Source organism: Nocardioides sp. ChNu-153, from assembly GCF_030466625.1.
In the GTDB taxonomy this organism is placed as follows: Bacteria; Actinomycetota; Actinomycetes; order Propionibacteriales; family Nocardioidaceae; genus Nocardioides.
Genome location: NZ_JADEVT010000021.1, coordinates 1 through 14,632, shown reverse-complemented (window position 1 = coordinate 14,632; position 14,632 = coordinate 1). Strand labels below are relative to the sequence as shown.

The window sequence follows — 14,632 nt, the reverse complement described above, 5'->3', positions numbered from 1 at the left end:
GCCCGTTCCCGCCCGTCGCCACCGGGCCAGCGGGGATGATGACGCGGTGGGTGGGACGGGACGCGAGGGGCGCCGCGAGCGGCGCGAGCGGGTGCGGTGGGAGAAGGAGATGCTCCGCCGCCTCGAGGCGCTGGACCGCCTCGACGCGCACTACGGGCTCGGCGCGTCGCCGTACTCCCCGCCGCCTCCCCGGCGTGGGCGCGGGGGTGGCCTGACCCTGCGCGGCGCGGTCCCGGCCGGCATCGTCGTCGCCCTGCTCGTCGTCGCCACGCTCGCCGTGGCCCCGGCCGCCGCGCCCCTGCGGGCCGCGCTGGGCCTCGAGCGGTACGGCGAGGGCGCCGACTACGAGCCCGGCCAGGGCACCTACGCGTTCGCCGCCACCCAGGACGGCAGCGAGGAGCCGGTCGGCTACGACCCGTGCGTCCCGATCCGCGTCGTGGTCAACCCCGAGGGCGCGCCCGACGACCACCGCGAGCTCGTGGACCGGGCGGTCGCCACCATCGAGGGCGCCACCGGCCTCGACCTCGAGGTGGTCGGCGAGACCGACGACCGCGAGATCGACGACCGGGGGCTGGACCCGGCGGGCAACCCCGAGCCGGCCCTGGTGATGTGGGCCGACGAGGACGAGGTCGGCGACCTCGCGAGCGGGATCGTCGTGCTCGACCGGGAGGACCTCGCGGCGATCGAGCGGGAGCCGGGCGGCACGGAGCAGCGCCAAGCCATCGTCGACCACGAGTTCGCGCACCTCGTCGGGCTCGGCCACGTCGATGACCCCACCGAGCTGATGCACGCCGAGAACACGGGCCAGACCGAGTTCGGGCCGGGCGACCTCGAGGGCCTCGCCCGCCTCGGCTCCATCCCCTGCGGGTGAGCGCGCGGGTGGGTGCGCGGGTGACGACGTGGGCGGCGACGCGGGGGCCACGCGGGCGGGCCGCGACTCGGACGCGAGGGCCCCACGCGCTACTCTGCGGGGTGCTCGCAGCACGAGCAGACGTCCCCCAGCAGTCCCCCGCACCGTCCCGAGGAGCCCCCGCATGACCCGCCGCCGTGAGGTCCGCGCGTGAGCGCCGAGCCGGTCGCCGACCAGCAGGGCCGCCTCCCCGAGGAGGTCGGGCACTCGCTGAAGGAGATCGCCGAGCGGCACGGCCTGCGCCAGGTGGGCGGTCGTCCCCGGCTGGGTGCCTACCTCAAGGGACTGCTCGAGCGGCGCCACTTCGCGCTCGTGCTGGCGCGGTCGCAGGCCTACAGCCAGAACCAGGGCAGCTACCTCGGCCAGGCGTGGAACATCCTCAACCCGCTCATCAACGCGGCGGTCTACCTGACGATCTTCGGCTACGTGCTGAAGACCGACCGGGGCGTCGAGAACTACATCGCCTACCTGCTCGTCGGTGTCTTCTTCTTCCAGTTCGTCACCCGCGCCATCACGCTCGGTTCGAAGGCCGTGGTCGGCAACACCGGTCTCGTGAACTCGTTGCAGTTCCCGCGGGCGCTCCTGCCCATCTCCACGGTGCTGACCGAGCTCATCGCGTTCCTGCCCGCCATCGTCGTGCTGCTCGTGCTCATGCCCATCTCCGGCGAGCCGTTGCGCTGGTGGTGGCTGGCGCTGCCGGGGGCCGTGGCCCTCATGCACCTGTGGGGCACGGGCATGGCGTTCCTGCTGGCCCGGCTCGTGGTGGAGGTGCGCGACGTCGCGAACCTCATCCCGTTCGCGATGCGCGCGCTCATGTACTTCTCCGGCGTGTTCTTCTCCATCACCTCCTACGCCGGCTCGGGCCTGCTCGGCACGGTGCTGGAGTACCAGCCGGTCGCCGTCTACCTGCAGCTCGCCCGCACCTGCCTCATGGTCGAGGCCGAGCCCTCGGCGTCGCTGTGGATCGCCGCCGCGGCCTGGGCGTTCGGCACCCTGCTGGTGGGCTTCCTCTTCTTCTGGCGGGCGGAGGCGAAGTACGGCCGTGGCTGACGCGACCCCCACCCCCGTGCCCGCGACCCCCGCGGCGCCCGCGACCCCCGACCGGGGCCGGCCGGTGCTCGTCGTCGACGACGTGCACCTGAAGTACAAGACGTACGGCGGCAAGCGCCGCACCCGCAGCTCCCGCCTGCCCGGCTGGGCCCAGGGCTTCACCCAGGGCGTCGGCGCGGTCGACATGGTCCACGCGGTCAAGGGCGTCTCGTTCGTCGCCCACCACGGCGAGTCCATCGGGCTCATCGGCCACAACGGCTCCGGCAAGTCGACCCTCCTGCGCGCCGTCGCCGGCGCGATGCCGGTGAGCAGCGGCGCGATCTACACCGACGGCGTCGCCTCGCTGCTCGGCGTCTCCGGCGCCCTCATCAAGAACCTGTCGGGCGAGCGCAACATCATCCTCGGCTGCCTGGCGCTGGGCCTGAAGCCCGACGAGGTCGCGCAGCACTACGACGAGGTCGTCGAGTTCGCCGACATCGGCGAATTCGTGCGCCTGCCGATGGAGGCCTACTCCTCGGGCATGGGGGCGCGGCTGCGGTTCGCCATCTCGACCGCCGCGTCGCCGGACATCCTCATGATCGACGAGGCGCTGGCCACCGGCGACGCCTCGTTCAAGGCCCGCTCCCAGCGCCGCATCGACGAGATCCGCGAGCGCGCCGGCACCGTGCTGCTCGTCAGCCACTCGATGGGCACCATCAAGGAGACCTGCGACCGCGTGCTGTGGCTCGACTCCGGCGTCCTGCGCGCCGACGGCGACCCCGACGAGGTCATCGAGGCCTACATGGAGACCCAGCGCAAGAAGGTCGAGGCGGCGAAGAAGTAGGCGGCTGGGGTTTTCCCATCCAGGCGGGGAGACCTCAGGCCCGCTGCTCGCGCTCGACGTCGCGGAGGAACCCCGCACCCCAGGACAGGTGCATGGTGGCGATGACGACGGGCAGCCAGGCGCGGGCGCGCGGCGGCAGGTCGCGGCCCTCCGGCACCGAGGCGGCGGCGACCGCGCCGGCGTACCCCAGCGGGGCGAGCCAGCCCGCCCGCAGCAGCCGCGACCCGGTCACCTCGCCCACCACGCCGGCGACCGCGCCGACCGCGACGGCGGCCGTCACGACCGGCGGCGCGAGGTAGCGCACCGACGCCGTCTCCGGGTAGTGCCCCACCACGCGGCGGCGCCAGCGCCCCGAGCCGTGGAACTGCTTCGCGAGCGCACGCACCGTGCGGCGCGGGCGGTAGGTGACGGCGATCGACGGGTCGAACCACACGGTCTCGCCCGCGGCGCGGATGCGGTGGTTGAGCTCCCAGTCCTGCGCGCGGCGGTAGCGCTCGTCGTACCCCCCGAGCCGCTCCAGCACGTCGCGGCGGAAGGCCCCCAGGTAGACGGTCTCGGCGGGGCCGGGCTCCCCGCCCACGTGGAAGCGCGAGCCGCCGATGCCCAGCCGCGAGCTCATCGCGACGGCGACGGCGCGGCCGAAGTCGTCCTCGCCCTCGACGTGCATCCGCCCGCCCACGTTCGCGGCGCCGGTCGCCTCCAGCAGCGCGACGACGCGGCGCACGTAGTCGGGCGGCAGGAAGCCGTGGGCGTCGACGCGCACCACGTAGGGGTGGTGCGAGGCGGCGATCGCGGCGTTGAGGGCCTGCGGGGTGCGGCCCGTCGGGTTCGGCACGACGTGCACACGTGGGTCGGCGGCCGCGAGCTCCGCGGCGATCTGCTCGGTGCGGTCCTGCGACGGCCCGACGGCGAGCACGACCTCGAGCTCCCCGCCGTACTCCTGCGCCAGCACCCGCGCCACCGACTCGGTGAGGTAGGGCTCCTCCTCCAGCACCGGCATCACCACCGACACGGGCGGGAGGACGCCCCAGGCGGGGTCGACGTCGAGCTCGGCGGGGTCGGTCGCGGGGGGCGGGGTCGGGCGCATCGCGGCGATCTTACGCACCGTTCACCTCGCCGCTCCGCGCGCCACGGGGCCCCGCCCCTACGGTGGGGTGATGCCCTCCCACCGCATCGCGGTGGCCGGCGCGAGCCTCCTCCTGCTCGCCGTCGGCGCCGTGCCCCCTCCCGTGTCCGCCGCCCCCTCCGCCGAGGTACGCCGCGCCGCGGCCGCCGCCTCCGCTGCTGCCGCCGAGCCGCTCCGGCTCGTGAACGGGCAGATGCTGACCCGGGGCGTGTCGCTCCACGCGCTCACCTACGCCGACGACCGCGGCCGGCTCACCGGCCAGGTCCTCACGGTGAACCTCTCCGCGACGAGCGTCGGCGTCGAGAACACGTCGACGAACCGCGTCGCCCAGCGCGCCACCCTCGACCGGCTCGCCGGGGGCGCCGTGGCGGCCGTCAACGGCGACTTCTTCGACGTGGCGGGCACCGGCGCGCCCCGCGGGTTCGGGATCTCGCGGTCCCGCGGGGTGCTGCACGGCCCCGAGGCGGGCTGGAACCACGCGTTCTTCCTGACCCGCACCGGCCGCGTCGGCCTCGGCCCGCTCGACCTGCAGGCGCGGCTCGCCGAGTTCCCGACCGTGCGGGTGTCCGGGATCAACTCCCCCAGCGTGGCCGACGACTCCGTCGGCGTCTACAACACCCGGTGGGGCGCGACCGTCGACGCCGGGACCCTCACCGGCGGCGACCGGGACGTGCGCACCGCCGTGGTCTCCCGGGGCCGCGTCGTGCTCAACGCGCCGACGCAGCGGCGCAGCATGCCGGCCGACGGCTACGTGCTCGTCGCGCGCGGGGACGCCGCCAGCCAGTTGCTGGCGATGCCGTACGGGCGGGTGGTCACCCCGCGCGCCTCGGTCGCGGGCGACCCGGCGGTCGCGGTCGGCGGCAGCGGCCTGCTGGCGAAGGACGGCCGCGTGGTCAACCGGTCGGACACCACGCTCGCGCCCCGCACGAGCATCGCCTACGACCGGCACGCCAACCGGCTGTTCCTCGTCGTCGTCGACGGGCGCTCCACCCGCAGCCGCGGCGCCACCCACTACGAGATGGGCACCATCGCGACCCGCATCGGCGCGGAGGACGCCCTCAACCTCGACGGCGGCGGGTCGACGACGATGCTCGCCCACGTCGCCGGTCGCCTGCGGCTGGCCAACCGGCCCTCGGACGGGGCGGTGCGCGCCGTACCCAACGGGATCGCGCTGGTGCCGCGGGGCTGAGGGGCCCGGCCCCGGGGCGCCGGGGCGCCGCTCAGATCCAGCCCATGCGGCGCGCGGTCGCGCAGGCGTCGTGGCGGTTGGCCGCGCCCAGCTTGGTGACGGCGCTCGAGAGGTAGTTGCGCACCGTGCCGGGCGACAGCGCCGCCCGCCGGGCGATCTCCTCCACGGGCGCGCCGTCGGCCGCGAGCTCCAGCACGTCGGACTCGCGCGGTGTCAGTGGGCTGTCGCCGGCGCTGATGGCCTCGGCGGCCAGCTCGGGGTCGACGTGGCGGCCGCCGCGGTGCACCGTGCGCACCACCTCGGCCAGTGTCGCGGCCGAGCTGGTCTTGGGCAGGAACCCGCGTACGCCGGCAGCCAACGCCCGCTTGAGGTGCCCGGGCCGGCCGTGGCTGGTCACGATGACGCAGGCGCAGCCCGGGAGCCGGGAGGCCAGCTCCTCGGCCACCTCGATGCCGTCGAGCCCGGCGCCGTCGCGGCCCGGCATCTGCAGGTCGAGCACCGCGACGTCCGGCTGCACCTTGAGGGCGACCGCCAGGGCCTCGCTGCCGCTCGCGGCCTGGGCGACGACCTCGAGGTCGTCCTCCAGCCCGAGCATCTGCGCGAGCGCCTCCCGGATGAGGTTCTCGTCGTCGGCCAGCAGCACGCGGATCGTCACGCCTCCACCTCCTCCGGCGCCGGGGCGCCCGGCGCTCGGACCGGGAAGCGGACCCGCACCCGGAAGCAGTCGTCGTCGCGGCGGGCGTCGAGCTCCGCCCCCAGGGGCGCGAGGCGCTCCGCGAGCCCGATGAGGCCGGACCCGACGCCGGCCCCGCCGCCGGTGTCGCTGCCGGTGTCGCTGCCGGTGTCGCTGCCGGTGTCGGCCCCGGTGCCGCGTTCGCCGCGGGCCCCGTCGTTCTCCACCAGCAGCTCGCCCGCCTGCCACCGCACCAGCACCCGGGTGGCGGACGAGTGGCGCAGCACGTTCGTCACCGCCTCGCGGATCACCCACCCCGCCGCCTCGTGCCACTCCTCGGGCACCTCGTCGACGCCGACCTCGCACCGGATCCCGGCCGAGGTGAGGAGCGACCGCGCGCCGCGCAGCTCGGCCGCGAGGTCGGTCGGGCGGTAGCCGCGCGCGAGGGCCCGCGCCTCCCGCAGCGCCTCGTGGGCGGCGGAGCGTACGTCGAGCATCGTCGCCTCTGCGCGCTCGTCGCCGCGCTGCGCCAGGGTGGCCGCGAGCTCGGCCTGGACCGCGATGGTGGACAGGTGGCGCCCCAGGACGTCGTGCACGTCGCGGGAGAAGCGCAGCCGCTCCTCGGCCACGGCCAGCTCGCTCTGGGCGGCCCGGCCGACGTCGAGCTCCCGGACGACGCCGAGCAGCCACAGCGACGCCCGCACCGTGAAGACGAAGAAGACGTGGACGAGGAGGAAGGCGACCGCCGACCCGGGCCGGTCGGGCACGAGCACCAGCGCGCCGACGAGGAGCGCCGCCGGGGCGGCCGCGGCGACGACGCGGTGGCGGACCCCGCCGAGCACCCAGGCGGTCGTCGAGAACGCCACTCCCGTCGCGGCCACCCGGCCCTCGAGCGGCAGCAGGGCGGCGGACACGAGCACGGCGAGGGCGAGCACCACCACGCCGACGACGATGCGCCGGGCCCGCGGGTCCTCCAGGGGGTCGCGGGGGTGCAGGTCGAGCACGCGCCCGATGCCCGCCGTCGCCGCGACCGTGAGCACGACGGTGACCACCAGCAGCGGCAGCGCGGACGCCGCCTCCCCGCCCAGCTCCGCGAGCGCGGTGCCGAGGAGGCTGATGTTCATCCACCAGGCGATGAGGTAGAACGACCAGCGGGTGTAGAGGTCGACCCGCTGGACGTCCGTCCGCCGGGTCCAGAACCCGTTCCACCGCGCCATGGCGTCCATCCTCCCCGACCTGTCCGTCACGACGCACGCGGTGCCGGGCCCCTCCCCCGAGGAGGCCCGGCACCGCGGCGGGGCGGCGACCCGCGGTCGCCGCCCGGTCTCAGGCCCGCGGCTCCCAGCGCATCGTGCGCAGGGTGAGCCAGACCGCCAGGGCGGTCCAGGCGGCGAGCACGAGCAGCGGCTCGGCGGCGGTCGTGAAGGTCTCCGCGAACGACAGCTCCGCGCCCTCGACGTCCTGGCCGAACCAGCCGGCGCGGGCGAGCGCGTCGAGCGCGGCGCCGGGGGTGAGGTCGACGAACGGCTGCAGCCGCTCGGGGAAGACGGCGCGCAGGTTGCCGACGACGGCGATGAGGATGACCGGCATCGAGGTGAGCTGAGCGGCCTCGGCGTTGCGGGTCCAGGCGGCCGTCCAGAAGGCGAGGCCGGCGAAGGCGGCGGCGCCCAGCAGGACGGCGGCGATCGCGACCACGGGGTTGGCGGGGGCCGGCTGGCCCAGGGCCAGCAGCGCGACCGTGGCGACGGCCGAGATGAGCACGAAGGCGACGACCCCCGGCAGCGCCATCGAGAGCAGGATCTCGCCGTCGCGGGCCTCGCCGGTGCGCAGCCGCTTGAGCACGAGCTCGTCGCGGCGGGTCACCACGAGGGAGAGCAGGTTGTAGAAGACCGGGAAGAGCGCGCCGAGCATCAGCACGCTGCTCATCGCGGTGGTGCCGGCGGTGGTGTCGCCGCGGTCGCCCGCCAGCAGGAAGGTGAGGGGCAGCAGGGGCAGCAGCAGGGCGTAGGACAGCGTCATCCGGTTGCGCGTCAGCAGCAGCGCGTTGGCGCGGGCCAGGCCGACCAGTCGGCGCAGCGGGCCGACCCGTGGGGCGTCGGCCGGGGCCGGCGTCAGGTCGAGGGACGCGAGCGGGGTGGTCGAGGACATGGTCAGGCTCCCTTCGGGAGGTCGGTCGCGGCGGGGGTGCCGGTGGTGGAGGCGCCGTCCGCGATGGCGAGGAAGACGGACTCGAGGCTGGCGGTGCGGGCGTCGAGCGCGTCGAGGCGGATGCCCTCGGTCCGTGCCCAGTCGAGCAGGGCCGTGAGGGTGACCTGGAGGTCGACGGTGTGCAGCACGGTGCGGGGCTCGCCGTACGACGAGGGGTCCACCTGGCCGCCGGGCAGGTCCGGCAGCGCCCGCTCGAGGCGGTCGAAGGTGATGGTGGAGGGGTGGCCTGCGGCGATCTCGCCGGCGGTGCCGCTGCGCACGATCCGCCCGGCGTGCATGATCTCGAGCCGGTCGGCGAGCGCCTCCGCCTCGTCGAGGTAGTGCGTCGTGATGACCACCGTCGCGCCCGCGGACCGCAGCCCGCGCACCAGGCGCCACACCTCGCGGCGGCTCTCGGGGTCGAGGCCGGTGGTCGGCTCGTCGAGGAGCACCAGCTCGGGGCGGCCCATGAGGGTGCAGGCGAGGTCGAGGCGCCGGCGCTCGCCGCCGGACAGCGAGCGGACCTTGACGTCGGCGCGGCCCGCGAGGTCGAGCATCCCGAGGGCCTCGTCGACCGGGCGGGGCGCACTGAGGGTGGAGTGCCACATCCGCGCGGTCTCGACGACGGTGAGGTCGCCGGAGAAGCCGCTGCTCTGCAGCAGCACGCCGGTACGGCGGCGCACCTCCGCGCGGTCGCGGACGGGGTCGAGCCCCAGCACCCGCACCTCGCCCTCGGTGGCGCGGGCCAGGCCCTCGACGACCTCGAGCGTCGAGGTCTTGCCGGCCCCGTTCGTGCCCAGCAGGGCCGTCACCGAGCCGCGGCGCACGTCGAGGTCGAGCCCGCGGACCGCCTCGAAGGCGTCGGCGCCGCGGCCGTAGCGGCGCACGAGGCCGCGCACCGTGATGGCGTTGTCGGACGGGTCGTCGGACGTCGGGGTGCTGCGCACGGCTGCCTCCCCGGGCGTGGTCGCGGGCGTCGGTGTGGTGGTCATGGCTCCACCCTCCGCCCGCTGGCGCCCCGGCGGCAGTGCACCCCGTCACCGGTCCGGCAGCGGTCGTCACGGGTCGGGGATGACATCTGTCACGGGCGGCTACCGTCGACGGCGTGCCCGAGGGAGACAGCGTCCACCTGCTCGCGCGCCGGCTCGACCGGTCGCTGCAGGGGCGCACGCTGGCCCGCAGCGACTTCCGCGTGCCGCGGCTCGCGACCCGCGACCTGGCCGGGCGCACGGTGCTCGAGCACGCCACCCACGGCAAGCACCTGCTCACCCGGTTCTCCGGCGACGTGACGCTCCACTCCCACCTGCGCATGGACGGCAGCTGGACCGTGACGGGCGCCGGCAAGCAGCTGCCGCGGCGGGTGCAGCCCGACGTACGGGTGGTGCTCGCGACGACCGAGGGACCCACGGCCTGGGGCCAGAAGCTGCACGACCTCGACCTGGTGGCGACGTCGGACGAGCGCGCGGTGGTGGGCCACCTGGGCCCCGACCCGCTGCGCGCGGACTGGGACCCCGACGAGGCCGTGCGGCGCCTGCTCACCCGGCCCGCGACCCCGCTCGTCTCGGCACTGCTCGACCAGACCCTCCTGGCCGGGCTCGGCAACCTGTGGGTGAACGAGCTCGCGTTCCTCGTCGGGCGCAGCCCGTGGACGCCGGTGGGCGAGGTCGACCTGCCCGTTCTCGTGGCCCGCGCCGCCACCGCCCTGCGGCACTCGGTCACCGCGCCCGGGGCCTACCAGGTCACCACCGGCAGCAGCCGCCGCGGCGAGAGCCACTGGGTCGTCGGCCGCGCCGGGCGCCCGTGCCTGCGGTGCGGCACGACCGTGCAGGTGGCGGCCGAGCTCGCGAACGACGCCGCGAACCGCCGTACCTGGTGGTGCCCCCGCTGCCAGCCCGGCCCGGGGCCGGAGGGCCGGCTCCCGCACCGCGTGGTGGGCGCCGGCCGCTGGGAGGACCAGGCCCGCTGAGGACCAGGCCCGCCGCAGGACCAGGCCCGCCGCAGGACCAGGCCCGTGTCAGCGCGTGCCGAAGGGGCGTTCCCAGCGCACCGGGTCGACGAGGACGCGGGCGCCGGGGTCGCCGTCCCACGCGACCGGGAGCCCGGCGTCGGTGAGCACCTCGACGACGGTCCGCCCGACCGCCGCGGCCTCGTCGTCGAGCCGGCCCGACATGCCGCTGAAGCCCAGCAGCAGCCGGCCGGTCAGCACCACGCGGTCGAGGTCCTGCAGGTGGCAGTAGACGTAGCCGACGGCACCGGGCAGCTCGCGCGCGGCGGCGTACCCCTCCCGCGCGGCCTCGCCCGCGTCGAACCCCTCACCGACCGACACCGCGATCCCCCGGCCCGGCAGCGCGGCCAGCGCCCGCTCGAGGGCGAGCGCGCTCGGCGAGGGCTCCGTCACCACCGCGTCGTGGGCGGCGACGACCTGGTCGAGCAGGGCGTGGGCCTCCTCGAGGGTCGGCACCGGGTCGTCGGGGTGGACGGCGGAGAAGTCGTCGTGCTCGACGAGGTCCTCCACCTGGTCGCGGAGGTCGTCGAGGTCCTCGACGCCGCGGGCCACCTGGAGCATGAGGGAGCCGGCGAACGTCTCCTCCGACGGCGGGTACGGCGTGGCGAAGGCGGCGTGGGGAGTGGTCACGACGCCGACCCTCCCCGGGCGCGGTCGGCGCAAACCGGCGGTGGCGCGGTGTGGCAGGCTCGCCGGGTGCCGCCGCCCCGCCGTACCCGGTTCACCCGCGCCGAGCTGGAGTCGTTCAACGGCGCCACGGTGCCCGACCTGTTGCCCGGGCCGGGCGACCCGCCGCTGCGGCTGCTGTTCGTCGGCATCAACCCCGGGTTGTGGACCGCGGCCACGCAGACGCACTTCGCGCACCCGGTCAACCGGTTCTACCCGGCGCTGCTGCGGGCCGGGATCATCACGCGGCCCATCGACCCGGCCGACGGCATGAGCGACGCCGACCGGGCCCACCTGCGCGAGCGGGGCATCGGCATCACGAACGTGGTGCGCCGCGCCAGCGCCCGGGCCGACGAGCTGACCGGCGACGAGCTGCGTGCGGGCGGGGCGCGCCTGCGCGTGCTCGTCGAGGAGCGACGCCCGCGGGTCGTCGCGGTCGCGGGGATCACGGCGTACCGGGGCGCGTTCGGGCTGCCCAAGGCCGTCGCCGGGCGGCAGCCCGAGCCGTGGGGCACCAGCGAGGTGTGGGTCGTGCCGAACCCCAGCGGGCTCAACGCGCACGAGACGGTCGCGAGCCTCGCGGTGGCGTACGGCGAGGCCGCCCGGGCCGCGGGGGTCGCCGGGGTCGTGGGCGACGAGACCCCGCAGCCCGGGCAGCCCGGGGACCCCGCCTAGATCACCAGGTCGAGCCCGAGCACCAGCACGAGACCGGTGACCGACAGGACGGTCTCCATCGCCGACCAGGTCTTGATGGTCTGGGGCACGTCGAGGCGGAAGTACTCCTTCACCAGCCAGAACCCCGCGTCGTTGAGGTGCGAGAAGAACACCGAGCCCGAGCCGATCGCCAGCACCATGAGGGAGACCTCGCCGGAGCTGAGCCCGTCGACCAGGCCGGCCATCAGCGAGGAGGCCGTGACCGTCGCGATGGTCGCCGACCCGGTCGCCAGGCGGATGAGCACGGCGAGCACCCAGGCGAGCAGCATCACCGACACGTTCGCGTCCTGCGCCCACTCGGCCAGCAGGGTGCCGATGCCGGTCGAGACCAGCACCTCCTTGAACCCGCCGCCGGCGGCCACGATGAGCAGGATGCCGGCCACGCCGGGCAGCGAGCTCTCGACGCTCCTGCCGACCTCCCCCGCGCTCCAGCCCAGCCCGAAGCCGAAGGTCCACATGGCCACGAGCACGGCGAGGAGCAGGGCGACGAACGGGGTGCCCAGCAGGTCGAGCACGGTGCGCACGCCGTTGCCCTCCTCCAGCAGCACGTCGGCCAGGGCCTTGCCCATCATCAGGATCACGGGCAGCAGCACGGTGGCGACCGTCGTCGCGAAGCCGGGCCGGCGCACGCCGCCGTCAGCCTCCCCCGGGTCACCGCCGCCGGTGACGCCGCCGGAGCGGCCGCCGACCGAGACGGGCGAGTCGGCGTCGCTCGGCGCGGCCACCGGCACCCAGCGGGCGGCCAGGATGCCGAAGAGCGGGCCGGCGACGATGACGACCGGGATGGCCAGCAGGACGCCGAGGCCGAGGGTGACGCCGAGGTCGGCGCCGAGGTTGTCGATGGCCAGCAGCGGGCCGGGGTGCGGCGGCACGAGGGCGTGCATCGCGGACAGGCCGGCCAGCGTCGGGATGCCGATCGCGACGAGCGAGATCTGGGCGCGCCGGGCGACGAGGTAGATGACGGGCATCAGCAGCACGAGCCCGATCTCGAAGAACATCGGCAGGCCGATGAGGGCACCGACGCCCGCCATCGCCCACGGCAGCGCCCGCGGCGAGGCCCGGCCCACGATCGTGTCGACGACCTGGTCGGCGCCGCCGGAGTCGGCGAGCAGCTTGGCGAACATGGCGCCGAGCGCGATGAGCAGGCCGACGCTGGCGGTGGTGTTGCCGAAGCCCGTGCTGAACACGGTCACGACGTGCTGGAAGTCGTAGGCCTCGCCGTCGACCTCCGCGTCGGAGCCGACGACCGCGATCGCGCCGACGGTGAACCCGCCGAGCACGAGGGCCAGGAACGGGTGCAGCTTGGCGACGGCCACGAGCACCACGACGACGGCGATGCCGGCGAGACCGCCGATCACGAGCTGGGCGCCGCCGTTGACGGGCTGCACGAGGTCGCCGGTGGCCAGCGGGCGCACCGCCGCCAGCAGGCCCTCGGTCGAGGGCACGGGGAGGGTGGTCATCGGTCCAGCTCCTGGTCGTCGGCGGGGTGGCCCGCGGGGTCGAGGGTGGGGTCGGGGGTGGGGTCGGGGGTGGGGTCGGCGGAGGGTACGGCGAGCCGCGCCGCCGCGGCGTCCACGAGGTCGTCGACGGAGAGGCGGACGTCGACGACGAAGCCGGTCTCGTCGGGCTCGAGGTCCTCGAGCGTCGCGAACTGGGAGTCGAGCAGCGAGGCGGGCATGAAGTGGCCGGGGCGGCTGGCCTGGCGCGCCGCGATGACCTCGCGCGAGCCGGCCAGGTGCACGAACACGGCGGTGGGGGCGCTCGCCCGGATGCGGTCGCGGTAGGCGCGCTTGAGGGCGGAGCAGGTCACGACGCCGCCGCGGGCCTCGGCGCGCTCGGCGAGCCAGGCGCCGATGGCCTCGAGCCACGGCTCGCGGTCGGCGTCGTCGAGGGCGTGGCCGGCGGACATCTTGGCGATGTTGGCCGGCGGGTGGAAGTCGTCCGCGTCGCCGAACGGCACGCGGAGGCGCTGGGCGAGCGCCGCTCCGACGGTGGACTTGCCGGAGCCGGACACCCCCATGACGACGACGAGGGGCCGGGGCCCCGGGCGGGTCGGATCGGTCATCGGCGGCTCCCTCGTCCAGGCGCCCGGGCGTCCCGCACGTGCTGTGCGCGGCATCACATCGGGGCCCGGACAGTGTGCGATGATTCGTCTGCCGTTTACAACCCCGTTACGCGAATAAATCTGATCTTTGCGAGGAGGCGCTGGTGCCGAACCCCCCGGGCGCCCCGTCGGTCACCCCGTCCCCCACCCCGTCGACCCCGTCCACCACCCCGTCCACCGGCGCCGGCCGTCGCCGCGAGGACGTGCTGGACGCGCTGGGCCACCGCATCGTGGCCGGCGACCTGCCGCCGGGCACCGTGCTGACGCTCGAGGGCGTCGACGCGACGTACGGCGTCTCCCGCTCGGTGTCGCGCGAGGCGGTGCAGGTGCTCGGCGCCATGGGGCTGGTGACGTCGCGGCGGCGCGTCGGCATCACCGTCAGCGAGCGCGCGGCGTGGAACGTCTTCGACCCGCGGCTGATCCGCTGGCGCCTCGACGGGGCCGAGCGCGACGCCCAGCTGCGGTCGCTCAGCGAGCTCCGGGCGGGCTTCGAACCGGCCGCCGCGGCACTGGCCGCCCAGCGCGCCACCGCCGAGCAGGCGGCACGGATGGCCTCGGCCGTGTCCGACATGACGGTGCACGCGCGGGCGCGGGACCTCGACGCGTACCTGGCGGCCGACCAGGTGTTCCACACGACGATGCTGGCGGCGTCGGGGAACGAGATGTACGCCGCGCTCGCCGACGTCGTCGGCGAGGTTCTCGCCGGGCGCACCCACCACCACCTGATGCCGGCCGACCCGAATCCCGACGCCATCGAATGGCACGCCGAGGTCGCCCGGGCCGTGCGCCGGGGAGAGCCGGCGGCCGCCGAGGACGCCATGCGCCGCATCATCACCGAGGCGCAGGAGGCCCAGCAGACCCTCGCCGAGCAGGCGGGCCCCGGCGACCGCTGACGGCCCGGTGATGGGCCGGGCCCCGGCCCCGGCGCGGCCGGGTCACTCCTGCGACGGGGGCGCGGGCCGGGCGAACGCCCGCAGGAGCCCGACCACGAGCACGAGCGCGGCGGCCACGAGCGCGCCGTAGCCCACGAGCTCGAGCACCACGGAGCCCGTGGACCGCACGGCCTGCTGCGCCGAGCCGTGCGCCACCAGCACCAGCGCCGCCCCGACGGCGCCGAGCGCGAGCGCGGCGACCGCCGCGTCGCGCGCCCGCGCGGCGGACCGCCCCGCGCCCGGCGTCGGGGCG

At 75.8% G+C, this 14,632-nt stretch carries 16 protein-coding genes; 7 read left to right on the top strand and 9 right to left on the bottom strand.

Translation table 11 applies throughout. The features are described from left to right. Window positions 1–46: 46 nt before the first annotated feature. The 3 genes from INN71_RS17375 (at window position 47) to INN71_RS17365 (ending at window position 2,783) form a co-directional block, all read left to right on the top strand. Window positions 47–871, top strand: a complete 825-nt coding sequence (locus tag INN71_RS17375; protein ID WP_301801363.1) for a hypothetical protein — start codon at window positions 47–49, stop codon at window positions 869–871. 189 nt (window positions 872–1,060) lie between these two features. Further along, on the top strand, window positions 1,061–1,960 hold the full coding sequence (locus tag INN71_RS17370; protein ID WP_301801361.1) for an ABC transporter permease: 900 nt from the start codon (window positions 1,061–1,063) through the stop codon (window positions 1,958–1,960). Continuing rightward, window positions 1,953–2,783, top strand: a complete 831-nt coding sequence (locus tag INN71_RS17365; RefSeq protein ID WP_301801358.1) for an ABC transporter ATP-binding protein — start codon at window positions 1,953–1,955, stop codon at window positions 2,781–2,783. Before INN71_RS17370 ends, INN71_RS17365 begins: the two co-directional genes overlap by 8 nt. Before the next feature lie 34 nt (window positions 2,784–2,817). On the opposite strand, the gene INN71_RS17360 is transcribed toward INN71_RS17365, so the two are convergent. Further along, window positions 2,818–3,870 carry a glycosyltransferase family 2 protein gene (locus tag INN71_RS17360; RefSeq protein ID WP_301801356.1) on the bottom strand — a complete coding sequence of 351 codons (1,053 nt, stop codon included), beginning with the start codon at window positions 3,868–3,870 and terminating at the stop codon, window positions 2,818–2,820. A gap of 70 nt (window positions 3,871–3,940) precedes the next feature. Between INN71_RS17360 and INN71_RS17355 the strand changes: the two genes are divergently transcribed. Then, on the top strand, window positions 3,941–5,098 hold the full coding sequence (locus INN71_RS17355) for a phosphodiester glycosidase family protein (RefSeq protein ID WP_301801354.1): 1,158 nt from the start codon (window positions 3,941–3,943) through the stop codon (window positions 5,096–5,098). Between the two features lie 31 nt (window positions 5,099–5,129). Here INN71_RS17355 and INN71_RS17350 read toward each other — a convergent pair whose 3' ends face one another. The 4 genes from INN71_RS17350 to INN71_RS17335 all read right to left on the bottom strand — a co-directional run bounded on the left by INN71_RS17350 (window position 5,130) and on the right by INN71_RS17335 (window position 8,950). Further along, window positions 5,130–5,753 carry a response regulator transcription factor gene (locus INN71_RS17350; RefSeq protein ID WP_301801353.1) on the bottom strand — a complete coding sequence of 208 codons (624 nt, stop codon included), beginning with the start codon at window positions 5,751–5,753 and terminating at the stop codon, window positions 5,130–5,132. Beyond that, entirely contained in the window at window positions 5,750–6,988 is a 1,239-nt protein-coding gene (locus tag INN71_RS17345) for a sensor histidine kinase (protein ID WP_301801351.1), read from the bottom strand. Before INN71_RS17345 ends, INN71_RS17350 begins: the two co-directional genes overlap by 4 nt. A gap of 109 nt (window positions 6,989–7,097) precedes the next feature. After that, complete coding sequence (locus INN71_RS17340; RefSeq protein ID WP_301801350.1) at window positions 7,098–7,919, bottom strand: ABC transporter permease; 822 nt, start codon at window positions 7,917–7,919, stop codon at window positions 7,098–7,100. A 2-nt stretch (window positions 7,920–7,921) separates the two neighbouring features. Then, the gene (locus INN71_RS17335) at window positions 7,922–8,950 is read right to left on the bottom strand and encodes an ABC transporter ATP-binding protein (protein ID WP_301801348.1); all 1,029 of its coding nucleotides are present in this window, start codon (window positions 8,948–8,950) and stop codon (window positions 7,922–7,924) included. 113 nt (window positions 8,951–9,063) lie between these two features. On the opposite strand from INN71_RS17335, the gene INN71_RS17330 reads away from it, so the two are divergent. Next, window positions 9,064–9,924 (top strand): Fpg/Nei family DNA glycosylase, encoded by an 861-nt coding sequence (locus INN71_RS17330; RefSeq protein WP_301801346.1) that lies wholly within the window; start codon window positions 9,064–9,066, stop codon window positions 9,922–9,924. Window positions 9,925–9,972: 48 nt separating this feature from the next. Here INN71_RS17330 and INN71_RS17325 read toward each other — a convergent pair whose 3' ends face one another. After that, on the bottom strand, window positions 9,973–10,593 hold the full coding sequence (locus INN71_RS17325; RefSeq protein WP_301801345.1) for a hypothetical protein: 621 nt from the start codon (window positions 10,591–10,593) through the stop codon (window positions 9,973–9,975). Window positions 10,594–10,659: 66 nt separating this feature from the next. On the opposite strand from INN71_RS17325, the gene INN71_RS17320 reads away from it, so the two are divergent. Beyond that, window positions 10,660–11,304 (top strand): mismatch-specific DNA-glycosylase, encoded by a 645-nt coding sequence (locus INN71_RS17320; protein WP_301801343.1) that lies wholly within the window; start codon window positions 10,660–10,662, stop codon window positions 11,302–11,304. Here the strand turns inward: INN71_RS17320 and INN71_RS17315 are convergent. Continuing rightward, window positions 11,301–12,803, bottom strand: a complete 1,503-nt coding sequence (locus INN71_RS17315) for a GntP family permease (RefSeq protein ID WP_301801342.1) — start codon at window positions 12,801–12,803, stop codon at window positions 11,301–11,303. The genes INN71_RS17320 and INN71_RS17315 overlap by 4 nt on opposite strands. After that, on the bottom strand, window positions 12,800–13,408 hold the full coding sequence (locus tag INN71_RS17310; protein WP_301801340.1) for a gluconokinase: 609 nt from the start codon (window positions 13,406–13,408) through the stop codon (window positions 12,800–12,802). The genes INN71_RS17315 and INN71_RS17310 overlap by 4 nt, the downstream gene beginning before the upstream one ends. A gap of 143 nt (window positions 13,409–13,551) precedes the next feature. Between INN71_RS17310 and INN71_RS17305 the strand changes: the two genes are divergently transcribed. Next, window positions 13,552–14,340, top strand: coding sequence for a FadR/GntR family transcriptional regulator (locus INN71_RS17305; protein ID WP_301801339.1), 789 nt, complete (start codon window positions 13,552–13,554; stop codon window positions 14,338–14,340). Window positions 14,341–14,382: 42 nt separating this feature from the next. Here the strand turns inward: INN71_RS17305 and INN71_RS17300 are convergent. Next, on the bottom strand, window positions 14,383–14,632 hold a 250-nt coding region (locus INN71_RS17300; protein WP_301801337.1), incomplete at its 5' end, for a hypothetical protein.

Coding starts and splice junctions, on each gene's coding strand:
- INN71_RS17360 (WP_301801356.1), bottom strand. CDS start 3,870: ATGCGCCCGACCCCGCCCCCCGCGACCGACCCCGCCGAGCTCGACGTC.
- INN71_RS17355 (WP_301801354.1), top strand. CDS start 3,941: ATGCCCTCCCACCGCATCGCGGTGGCCGGCGCGAGCCTCCTCCTGCTC.
- INN71_RS17335 (WP_301801348.1), bottom strand. CDS start 8,950: ATGACCACCACACCGACGCCCGCGACCACGCCCGGGGAGGCAGCCGTG.
- INN71_RS17310 (WP_301801340.1), bottom strand. CDS start 13,408: ATGACCGATCCGACCCGCCCGGGGCCCCGGCCCCTCGTCGTCGTCATG.
- INN71_RS17340 (WP_301801350.1), bottom strand. CDS start 7,919: ATGTCCTCGACCACCCCGCTCGCGTCCCTCGACCTGACGCCGGCCCCG.
- INN71_RS17315 (WP_301801342.1), bottom strand. CDS start 12,803: ATGACCACCCTCCCCGTGCCCTCGACCGAGGGCCTGCTGGCGGCGGTG.
- INN71_RS17345 (WP_301801351.1), bottom strand. CDS start 6,988: ATGGCGCGGTGGAACGGGTTCTGGACCCGGCGGACGGACGTCCAGCGG.